We start from the raw sequence: 10,555 nt of genomic DNA on the forward strand, positions 1-10,555 counted from the left end.
GCGATGGAGCCCTTGAGGACGCCATCGCCGGCAAGCCGGCTCCTACAGTTGATCTTCAGTGTCGGTTAGGTCAGCTCTCGCGCCAGGAAAGGGGCGGTGCGGCTGGTCTTGCTCTTGGCGACTGTTTGCGGTGTGCCGCACGCCACCACTTTGCCGCCCAAATCCCCGGCCCCCGGCCCGATGTCGATCAACCAATCACTTTGGGCCACCACGCGCATTTCATGCTCCACCACGACCACCGTGTGCCCCGCGTCCACCAGGTGATTCAACTGGCTGAGCAAGCGGTCCACATCCCGTGGGTGCAAGCCGGTGGTCGGTTCGTCCAGCACATACAAGGTGGCGCCCCGCGCATTGCGTTGCAGCTCGGTCGCCAGCTTGATGCGCTGCGCCTCGCCGCCCGACAGCTCGGTGGCCGGTTGCCCCAGGCGCAGGTAACCCAGCCCGATGTCCCGCAGCACCTGCAATGAACGCAACACCCCCGGCTGTTCGGCAAACACCTCCACCGCCTGCTCCACCGTGAGGCCCAACACCTGGGCGATGCTCAGGCCCTGCCATTTGATCGCCAACGTTTCGGGGTTGTAGCGCGCCCCATGGCAGGTAGGGCACGGCGCATACACGCTGGGCATGAACAGCAATTCCACGCTGACAAACCCTTCACCCTCGCAGTGGGGGCAACGCCCCTTGGCGACGTTGAACGAGAACTGCCCCGCGTCGTAATGCTGCTTTTTGGCCGCCGGTGTCGCGGCGAACAATTTGCGCACGTTGTCGAACAGCCCGGTGTAGGTCGCCAGGTTGGAGCGCGGCGTGCGGCCGATGGGCTTCTGGTCCACCTGCACCAGGCGGCGGATGTCCTCCAGGCCGCTGCTGATATGCCCACCGCTGGCCTGTGGGGCGTCGTCTTCCAGGCTCGGTTCTTCGTCGCTTTCCACCACGCGGCCGAGGCCGGCGCCCACCAGTTCCAGCAGCGCCTGGCTGACCAGGCTGGACTTGCCCGAACCGGAGATACCGGTGACCGCCGTGAAGCAGCCCAACGGGAAGTCGACGTTCAAGCCCTTGAGGTTATTGCGGGTCACGCCTTCGAGCTTCAACCAGCCACGCGGCTCACGTCGCGACTGTGTCGACGGCTGGCGCTCGGCAAACAGGTAGTCACGGGTTTGCGACGCCTCGATGTGTGCCAGCCCCGCAGGCGGGCCGCTGTACAGCACCTGCCCGCCATGCTCGCCGGCAGCCGGGCCCACGTCGATCAGCCAGTCGGCGCGGCGCATGGTTTCCAGGTCATGCTCCACCACGAACAACGAATTGCCGGCCGCCTTCAACCGATCCAGCGCAGTGAACAACGCCTCGCCATCCGCTGGATGCAGGCCCGCCGAAGGTTCGTCCAGCACGTAGATCACGCCAAACAATTGCGAACCCAGCTGCGTGGCCAGGCGCAAGCGCTGCAACTCGCCGGACGACAAGGTCGGCGTGCTGCGCTCCAGGGACAAATAGCCCAGCCCCAGCTCGGTCAAGGTGCTGACCCGCTCCAACAGATCCTGGGCGATACGCTGGGCTGCCAGGCGTTTCTCCACCGACAGCTTCATGCGGTCCTGCCCCGCCGCCACCGGCCGCAGCAACTCGGCCAACTGCGTCAACGACAATTGCGACAACTCACCAATATCCACCCCGGCAAACTTCACCGACAGCGCCGCCTGGGTCAGGCGTTTGCCCTGGCATAACGGGCAGGCACTGCCCTGCATGAACTGCGACACACGCTTTTTCATCAGCGCGCTCTGGGTGTGGGTGAAGGTGTGCAGGATGTAGCGCCGCGCACCGCTGAAGGTGCCCTGGTAACTCGGCTCCAGCTTGCGTTTCAACGCGTCGCGGGTCTGCGCCGGGGTGAAGCCTGCGTACACCGGCACCGTAGGGGTTTCTTCGGTGAACAGGATCCAGTCGCGCTGCTTTTTCGGCAGGTCGCGCCACGGGATGTCGACGTCATAGCCCAGGGTCACCAGGATGTCGCGCAGGTTCTGGCCCTGCCATGCCAACGGCCAGGACGCCACGGCGCGCTGGCGAATGGTCAGCGAGGGGTCGGGCACCATCAGCGCTTCGGTCACTTCGTACACGCGGCCCAGGCCGTGGCATTGCGGGCAGGCGCCCTGGGGCAGGTTCGGCGAAAAGTCCTCGGCATACAGCATCGCCTGCCCCGGCGGGTAGCTGCCAGCACGGGAATACAGCATGCGGATCAGGCTCGACAAGGTGGTGACGCTGCCCACCGACGAGCGCGCACTCGGCGTACCGCGCTGTTGCTGCAGGGCCACCGCAGGCGGCAGGCCTTCGATGGAGTCGACGTCCGGCACGCCGACCTGGTCGATCAGCCGCCGCGCATAGGGTGCTACCGACTCGAAGTAGCGCCGTTGTGCCTCGGCATACACGGTGGAAAACGCCAGGGACGACTTGCCCGACCCCGACACCCCGGTAAACACCACCAGGGCATCCCGGGGAATGTCCACATCGACGTTGCGCAAGTTGTGTTCACGGGCGCCGCGTACCCGGACAAAGCCGGTGGGGTGGGCGGCAATCGGCGGGAGGGTACGCTGTGACGTCATGGGCAACCTTGTCTTGCGGTGAGCACGCTGCGCACCCGTTGCGTCAGGGCTTCGGGGCTGTAGGGCTTGCTCAGCAGGTGAATGTCGGGGCTCAGCAGGTGATTGCTGGAGAGAATGTCACGGGTGTGGCCCGAGGTGAACAGCACGGCCACCGGTGGCTGCTGCGTCCGGGCCCAATCGGCCAGGTCAGTGCTTTTGACGCGGCCAGGCATGACCACGTCGGTGAAAATCAGGTCCGGGCGCACACCGCCTTGCAATGCCTGCATGGCGCGGTCGCCGTCTTCGGCGGTGAGCACGGTGTAGCCCGACTGCTCCAGCAACTCGACCACCGTCAGGCGCACGCCTTCATTATCTTCCACCACCAGGACGGTCTCCTGGCCGCCGCTGTGGAGCGCCAGTTCACTGTGCATGTCGAGGCTTTCCGGCTCCAGGCTGTGGGGGAAATACATCTGCACCACCGAGCCCTTGCCCTCCTCGCTCCACATCTCCACATGCCCGCCGCTCTGGCGCACAAAGCCAAACACCATGCTCAGGCCCAGGCCGGTGCCCTGGCCCTCGCGCTTGGTGGTGAAGAAGGGTTCGAAGGCACGCTTGAGCACCGTCTGCGACATGCCCACACCGGTGTCGGTGACCGCCAGGCGCACGTACTCGCCGGGCTTGATGCTTTTGCCCACGCAATCGGCGGGGTTGAGGATGATGTTTTCGCCAGTGATGCGAATCACGCCCTCGCCTTTCATGGCGTCCCGGGCGTTGATCGCCAGGTTGAGCAGCGCATTTTCCAACTGGTTGCGGTCGACATTGATGCACCAGGAATCCTGGGGCAATTGCACATCGATATGGATGGTTTCCCCCAGCGCCCGCTGCAACAGCTCGCCCAGGCCGGCGTAAATGCGTTGCGGGTTGTACACCGCCGGCGACAACGGTTGGCGACGGGCAAAGGCCAGCAACTGCGACGACAACTTGGCCCCGCGCTCCACCGCCGCAATCGCCGCGCTGACGCGGCGTTGCACCTGGGCGTTGTCCGGTTCGTGCCGGGCCAGCAGGTGCAGGTTGCCGGCGATCACCTGCAACAGGTTATTGAAGTCATGGGCCACGCCACCGGTGAGGCCGCCAATGGCTTCGAGCTTCTGCGACTGGCGCAACTGGTCTTCGGCCGCCGAACGGGCCTGCACTTCGGCGGCCACGCGTTGCTCCAGGTTATGGGTGAGTTCCTGGCGCAAGCGCTCGGAATGCACGTGCTCGGTGGTCTCCACCACAATCGCCAGCACCCCGGCTGGCTGCTGGTCGTTACCAGCGACCGGGCTGTAGTAGAGGTCCAGCCACACCTCTTCCGGCTTGCCGTTGCGCAGCAGCACCAAGTCCTTGTTGTTGAACGACAAGGTGCCGCCGGCCAGGCAGGTGTCGACCACATGCCGATTGAAGTCGGCCACTTCCGGCCAGCCCAGTTCCACCGGCGTGCCCAGCAAATAGGGGTGGCGGCCGCCGGCGAACGTCGAGTAGCTGTCGTTGTAGATCATGTACCCCGCTCGCCCCCACAACATCACCATCGGCACGGGTGACGCCAGCATCATCTGTACGGTGCAGGCCAGGCTGGTGGACCAGCTGTCGATCGGGCCAAGGTCGGTGGCCGACCAATCGAACGCGCGGATCCGCTGGGCCATTTCACCGGCCCAGCCTTCACAGCCGTGGGGGTTGGATAAAAATTGCATCGGTTGGCTCTGTGCGAAAAGAAAACATCGGCAAGGTTTTGAGCACACCAGCGGTAGATCGTTTCAACGCGTATACGTTAGGGGGTAATTACAGCAGAAACCACTGGCCTCAGTGAAAATCCCGACTGCGCACATGAATGCCTTCCAGCAGGGGCGACAAGTCGGTGAGGCGCCCGGCGATCAGGTGCCGCACTTCACCCACCGCCTCCCAGCGCCCGTCCACCTTCAGCAGCCGCGAGCCCACCAACGCCTGTCGTTGACGCTCGGCCAGGTCGCGCCAGACCACCACGTTGAGGTTGCCGAACTCGTCTTCCAGGGTGACAAACGTCACGCCGCTGGCGGTGCCCGGGCGCTGACGGCCGGTCACCAGCCCCGCCACGCTCACATTGCGCCCATGCTCCACCGCGAGCAACTCGTGGGAGCTGCGGCAGCGCCGCTTGCGCAACTCGGCGCGCAGCAAGGCCAGCGGGTGTGGGCCCAGGGTGGTGCCGACGGTGGCGTAGTCGGCCTGCAAGTCCTCGCCCACCGTGGGCGCCGGCAGCTCGACCACCGCCTCATCGGGGCTGGGCACCCCGGCAAACAGCCCCAACTGCTTTTGCACCCCGGCCACTTCCCAGCGCGCCTTGTGGCGGTTGCCAGCCAAGGCACGCAAGGCGCCCGAATCGGCCAGCAGTGCCTGGGTGCGCGCATCCAGCCCGGCACGGGCGTCCAGGTCGGCAATATCGCTGAAGGCTCGCTGCTGGCGGGCCGCTTCGATACGGCGTCCATCTTCTTCACGAAACCCCGCGATCATGCGCAGCCCCATGCGAATCGCCGGCTGCTCGCCCTCGATGGGTTCCAGGCTGCAATCCCAGTCGCTGGCCTGCACGTCCACCGGGCGGATCTGCAAACGATGGCGCCGCGCGTCCTGCAGGATCTGGTCCGGGCTGTAGAAGCCCATGGGCCAGCTGTTGATCAGCGCACAGGCGAACGCGGCGGGTTCATGACATTTGAGCCAGCAACTGGCGTAGGTCAGCAAGGCAAAGCTGGCCGCGTGGGACTCGGGAAAACCATAGCTGCCAAAACCCTTGATCTGCTCGAAGATCTGCGCAGCAAATGCCTCGCTGTAACCGTTTTTCAGCATGCCGGTGCGCAGGCGTTCCTGATGCGGCTCCAGGCCGCCGTGGCGTTTCCAGGCGGCCATGGAGCGGCGCAACTGGTCGGCTTCACCGGGGCCATAATCGGCCGCGACCATGGCGATCTGCATCACCTGCTCCTGGAACAGCGGAATGCCCAGGGTGCGTTTAAGCACAGCCTCCAGTTGAGGCGATGGGTAGGTCTCCGGCTCTTCCTTATTCCGCCGGCGCAGGTACGGGTGCACCATGCCGCCCTGGATCGGCCCCGGCCGCACGATCGCCACTTCGATCACCAGGTCATAGAAGGTCTGCGGCTTGAGCCGGGGCAACATCGACATCTGCGCCCGCGACTCAATCTGGAACACGCCGATGGTGTCGGCCTTGCTGATCATGGCGTAGGTGGCAGGGTCTTCCCTGGGGATCGTCGCCAGGGCCAGGTCACGGTTGCGGTGGCGGCGCAGCAGGTCGAAGCAACGGCGGATCGCGCTGAGCATGCCCAGGGCGAGGATATCCACCTTGAGCAGGCCGACGGCGTCGAGGTCATCCTTGTCCCACTGGATGATGGTGCGCTCGGCCATGGCGGCGTTTTCCACCGGCACCAGGGTGTCCAGGGGGTACTCGGAAATCACGAAGCCGCCCGGGTGCTGGGACAGGTGCCGGGGAAAGCCGATCAGTTGCTGGGTGAGCGTGAGCACGCGGCGCAGGATCGGGCTCTCGGGATCGAAGCCGCCTTCACGCAGGCGCGCCAGCGGCGGCGCATCGTCGCTCCAGCGCCCGCAGCAGTCGGCCAAGGCGTTGATCTGGTCGGGCGGCAGGCCCAGGGCCTTGGCCACATCCCGCACCGCGCCGGCCGCGTGGTAGCAACTGACCACGGCGGTCAGCGCTGCGCGGGTGCGGCCGTAGCGCTGGAAGACGTACTGCAGCACCTCTTCACGACGGTCATGTTCGAAGTCGACATCGATATCCGGGGGTTCGTTGCGCTCCCGAGACAGGAAGCGCTCGAACAACATGCTCGTCAGGCCGGGGTGGATCTCGGTGATGCCCAGGGCAAAACACACCGCCGAGTTGGCCGCCGAGCCCCGGCCCTGGCACAGGATCGAGCGGCTGCGGGCAAAGCGCACGATGTCGTGCACGGTGAGGAAGTAACTCTCGTAACCCAGCTCGCTGATCAGCTCCAGTTCGTCGTTGATCTGCTTCAGGGTCTTGGCCTCGACACCTTTGGGCCAGCGTGCGGCGATGCCCTCTTCGGTCACGGCGCGCAGCCAGGACTTGGCGTCATGGCCGGCAGGCACCAGTTCACGCGGGTAGTGGTAGCGCAACTGGCTCAGGTCGAAGCTGCAACGGCGGGCGATGGCCTGGGTTTCGTCGAGCAGGCTTTGCGGGTACAGCGCGGCCAGGGCGTCGAGGCTGCGCAAATGCCGCTCGCCGTTGGGGTGCAGGCGCGTGCCCGCTTCGGCCACCGGCACGTGATGACGGATGGCGGTCATGGTGTCTTGCAGGGCCCGGCGACCGCGGGCATGCATGTGCACATCGCCGCAGGCCACCGCGGGAATGTGCAGGCTGGCCGCCAATTGCAGGCGTTGCTCAAGGTGCCTCGCATCGTCCTGGCCACAGTGCAGGTGCACCGCCAGCCACAGGCGGTCGGCGAAGGTGCGGCGCAGCCACTGGATCGACGTCTGGGTGTCGCTGTCTTCGGCCACCCACAGCGCCAGCAGGCCGGGCAACGGCTGTTCGAAGTCCTCAAGCAGCAGGCGGTAGCTGCCCTTTTCGGCGCGGCGTCGGGCCAGGGTGATCAAGCGGCACAGGTGCTGGTAGCCGGTCAGGTCTTGCACCAGCAGCACCAGTTTCGGGCCGTTCTCGATGCGCACTTCACTGCCGATGATCAGCGGTAGCTCCACCGCTTTCGCCGCCTGCCAGGCCCGGACGATGCCCGACAGCGTGCACTCATCGGTGATCGCCAGCGCGCTGTAGCCCTGGCGCTTGGCGCGCTCGAACAGCTCCAGCGCACTGGAGGCGCCGCGTTGGAAGCTGAAGTTGGACAGGCAATGCAGTTCGGCGTAATTCATGGGCGGTGTGCCTGGATGAATGCGGCGTGCTCGAGTTTTTCGCCGGCAAGCCGGCTCTTGTAGGAGCTGGCTTGCCGGCGATGGTCGCCAACGATAACGCGGGGTGCCTGGATGAATGCGGCGTGCTCGGGGTTTTCGCCGGCAAGCCGGCTCCTACAGGGTAGGGTTTCAACGGTGATTGCGATGATGTGGGGGGGGGTCATGCAAACCAGCCTTGCAGCCACAGCCCGTCGTTTTGGCCTACGGTGCGGAAGGCCCAGCCTTGCTGGCCGGCGCGAGTCTGGATCAGGTAATAGTCGCGGCGGATGTCGGCGCCATCCCACCAGCCGGATTCAATGCGCTCCGGGCCCATGAGGATCTGCACCCCGTACTCGGCCAACAACGTGGGTTCGCTCAACAACCAGCCGGGGCGCTGCACCTTGTTCAGGCCTTGGCAGGCGCGGGAGTCGGTCGCTGCTTGCCAGGCGCACTCGGGGCGGTGGTCGGCGTGAAAGCGCAGGCCCTGCACCGCCTCATCCCCCAGGCGTGCGCGCAGGCGTTCGCGCAATTGCTCCCAGGGCAAGGTCTGTTGCGGGCGGTCGTCGAACAGGTCCTGGCGTTGCGGGACGAAGACCGGCAGGTCCTGGGCCACCAGGCGAAAGCCGCGCACCGGCGAGGTGACGTGCACCTGCTCCAGGCGGCCCCGGGCCAGTTCGAACAGCATCGCCGGTTCGCGCTCGGCGCTGAGCAGGCCCACCTTGATCACGCTGTCGGGCGCCTGGGCATGTTCCAGGTGCAAATCAAAACGCTGCACGCCACTGTCGCGGCCACACAGAAAGGCCGACAGATCACAGGTCAAACGGCGCAACGGAAACAACAGGGCCTGGTGGGATTGCACGTCGAAATTCAGCTCGATGCGCACATCGAAACGGTCCGGCGGCTGGTAGAACGCCAGCGCCAACGGCCGCTGCCCGGCCAGGGCGTCGAGGTGCTTGAGCAAACTCGCGTCGAAACGCCGCGCCAAGGTGTGCCGGGGCAACGCCTGCACTTGGGCCAGGGTGCGCAGGCCCATGCGTGACAACGCGGTGGCGGCCTGTGGGTCAAGGCCGGCACGGTCGATGGGCAGCGGCGCCAGGGCTTGCATCAAGGCGTCGTCCTGAACTGCCAGGCCATCGTAGAGATTCGCCAACACCCGGGCCGCCGCGGGGTTGGGCGCGACCACGATGCGATGGCGAAACCCCAGCTCGTTCAATTCCTTGCGCAACCGCGCCTCAAACGCCGGCCAGGGCCCGAACAGCCCCAGGCTCGATTCGATCTCGAACAGCAGCGCCCGAGGGTAATACACGCTGACCTGGGAGCTGAACCGATAGGCCCAGGCCGCCAAAAACTGCTGCCAGCGCTCGATTTCGGCGGGGTCGTATTCGGCGCAGGCAAAGGTCTTGGCCAGGGCATGGGCGGCCGTCAGGGATTGACCGGGGCGCAGGCCCAGGGCGCGGGCAGCGTCATTGACAGTTTGCAGCACGCGCCGCTGCGGCGTACCGGCCAGCAAGGCCAAGGGCTGGTCCGGCTCGGGGTGCACACGCTGCACCCCGTCCAGCGCCAATTGCGGGAAGACAATACACACCCAGCGCATGGCAACCTCAGTGCCCCGCCAGTGCAATCGGCGCCGGGTGGGCCAGGCCGCCCCGGCACTTGAGCACCCGTACCTGCGCGGGCCTGGCCTCCACCGCCAGGCGCAACGCAGCAGGCGATGCATTGATCGCCTCGCTCAAGGCACGCCAGGCAAATGCCAGGGTCTGCCCGGTTTCCGCCGCCACCTGCAAACGCCGTAACGCCCGGTCATCGGCCTTGCGCGGCCAGCACAACACCGCGCCGCAACTGCCGGAACGCAGGCACTGTTCCACGGCCCACAGGGCATCGCGTTCCTCGGCCTGAATCACCGAGAGTTGGCGCAGGTCCACCCCGGCGTTCTGCCAGGCATGGGGGTACGGCGTATAGGGCGGCGTCACCAGTACGATGCGCTCGCCTGCCGCTGATAAACGCGCCAGGGTCGGCAACACCAGTTGCAACTCGCCCACGCCCTCCTTCGCCATGAGGATTTCGCTCAACGCCGACTCCGGCCAGCCGCCCGTGGGCAGCACCGCATCCAGCGCCGCCAGCCCCGTGGGGTGCACGCTGGCGGGAGGCGCGGCGGGCCGGCCCTTCCAGACTCGCCCGCCATTGAACAGCGAGTCCAGGGCAACCACGGCGCCCATCAGCCTTGCCTCACCAGGCCGCAGAACACCCCTTCGATGGCCAGGTCCTGGTCAGGCCCGACCACGATGGGTTGGTACGCGGGGTTGCGGGGCAGCAGGCGCACCTGTTCGCCGTGGCGTTCGAAACGCTTGATGGTGACTTCGCCATCCAGGCGTGCGACCACGATCTGCCCGTTCAAGGCTTCGGCGCTGCGGCGGACACCGACGAGGTCACCGTCGAGGATGCCGTCTTCGATCATCGAATCGCCCTGGACGCGCAGCAGGTAGTCGGGGGTTTTCGCGAAGGTGGCGGGGTCCAGTTGCAGGCGGTTGTGTACCTCGGCGTCGGCGCCGATGGGCAGGCCGGCGGCGACGCGGCCGAGGACGGGGATGTCCAGCCATTCGGGGCGTGTGGGTTGGTTGAGCAGGCGGATGCCACGGGCCTGGTTGGGGTTGACCTCAATGAAGCCGGCTTCGGTCAGGGCCACCACGTGTTTGCGTGCGACGCTGCGGGAGGCGAAGCCGAACGCCTCGGCGATCTCGGCGAGGCTGGGGGGTTGGCCTTGTTGCGCGATGCGGTCGCGGATGAAGGTCAGGATGGCGGTGCGGCGGGGGGTTAGGGTTGTCATGGAGTACATTTGTACTCCTGTGGGAATTTTCTGACAATAGCCATCAGTCGGGGTGGGGTTTTTGGGGATCGTGGGGATTGAGTACATATCCGTTGTTTGGGTAACGGCTGCTTATGGTTCCGCCCTTACGGCGGCTCACTTTCGAAGAGCGCGAAAGTAAGCAAAGCGCTCTTGCCCCAACACTCGGCACCTCGCTTAGGCTCGGTGTGCCCGTAATCCGACAGTGATTTGGGGGGCC

General features: G+C 65.9%; 6 protein-coding genes. All 6 read right to left on the reverse strand.

The window, feature by feature from the left end; all coding sequences use genetic code 11:
- Positions 1-65: 65 nt before the first annotated feature.
- The 6 genes from AC07OV_RS30245 to lexA all read right to left on the reverse strand — a co-directional run bounded on the left by AC07OV_RS30245 (position 66) and on the right by lexA (position 10,326).
- Positions 66-2,585 (reverse strand): excinuclease ABC subunit UvrA, encoded by a 2,520-nt coding sequence (locus AC07OV_RS30245; RefSeq protein WP_495093589.1) that lies wholly within the window; start codon positions 2,583-2,585, stop codon positions 66-68.
- The gene (locus AC07OV_RS30250; protein ID WP_495093590.1) at positions 2,582-4,294 is read right to left on the reverse strand and encodes an ATP-binding protein; all 1,713 of its coding nucleotides are present in this window, start codon (positions 4,292-4,294) and stop codon (positions 2,582-2,584) included. The genes AC07OV_RS30245 and AC07OV_RS30250 overlap by 4 nt, the downstream gene beginning before the upstream one ends.
- A 109-nt stretch (positions 4,295-4,403) precedes the next feature.
- On the reverse strand, positions 4,404-7,475 hold the full coding sequence (locus tag AC07OV_RS30255; protein ID WP_495093591.1) for an error-prone DNA polymerase: 3,072 nt from the start codon (positions 7,473-7,475) through the stop codon (positions 4,404-4,406).
- Between the two features lie 199 nt (positions 7,476-7,674).
- Complete coding sequence (locus AC07OV_RS30260) at positions 7,675-9,087, reverse strand: Y-family DNA polymerase (RefSeq protein WP_495093592.1); 1,413 nt, start codon at positions 9,085-9,087, stop codon at positions 7,675-7,677.
- 7 nt (positions 9,088-9,094) lie between these two features.
- Positions 9,095-9,709 carry a translesion DNA synthesis-associated protein ImuA gene (gene imuA, locus AC07OV_RS30265; protein WP_495093593.1) on the reverse strand — a complete coding sequence of 205 codons (615 nt, stop codon included), beginning with the start codon at positions 9,707-9,709 and terminating at the stop codon, positions 9,095-9,097.
- A complete protein-coding gene (gene lexA, locus AC07OV_RS30270; protein WP_494999060.1) occupies positions 9,709-10,326 on the reverse strand; it encodes a transcriptional repressor LexA in 618 nt (205 codons plus the stop codon). The genes imuA and lexA overlap by 1 nt, the downstream gene beginning before the upstream one ends.
- Between the last annotated feature and the right edge of the window lie 229 nt (positions 10,327-10,555).

Source organism: Pseudomonas sp. GW821-FHT09A09 (genome assembly GCF_059418405.1).

What these genes read in the sequence shown, in the direction of transcription:
- AC07OV_RS30245 (WP_495093589.1), bottom strand. Translation starts at nt 2,585, where the DNA reads ATGACGTCACAGCGTACCCTCCCGCCGATTGCCGCCCACCCCACCGGC.
- AC07OV_RS30250 (WP_495093590.1), bottom strand. Translation starts at nt 4,294, where the DNA reads ATGCAATTTTTATCCAACCCCCACGGCTGTGAAGGCTGGGCCGGTGAA.
- AC07OV_RS30255 (WP_495093591.1), bottom strand. Translation starts at nt 7,475, where the DNA reads ATGAATTACGCCGAACTGCATTGCCTGTCCAACTTCAGCTTCCAACGC.
- AC07OV_RS30260 (WP_495093592.1), bottom strand. Translation starts at nt 9,087, where the DNA reads ATGCGCTGGGTGTGTATTGTCTTCCCGCAATTGGCGCTGGACGGGGTG.
- imuA (WP_495093593.1), bottom strand. Translation starts at nt 9,709, where the DNA reads ATGGGCGCCGTGGTTGCCCTGGACTCGCTGTTCAATGGCGGGCGAGTC.
- lexA (WP_494999060.1), bottom strand. Translation starts at nt 10,326, where the DNA reads ATGTACTCCATGACAACCCTAACCCCCCGCCGCACCGCCATCCTGACC.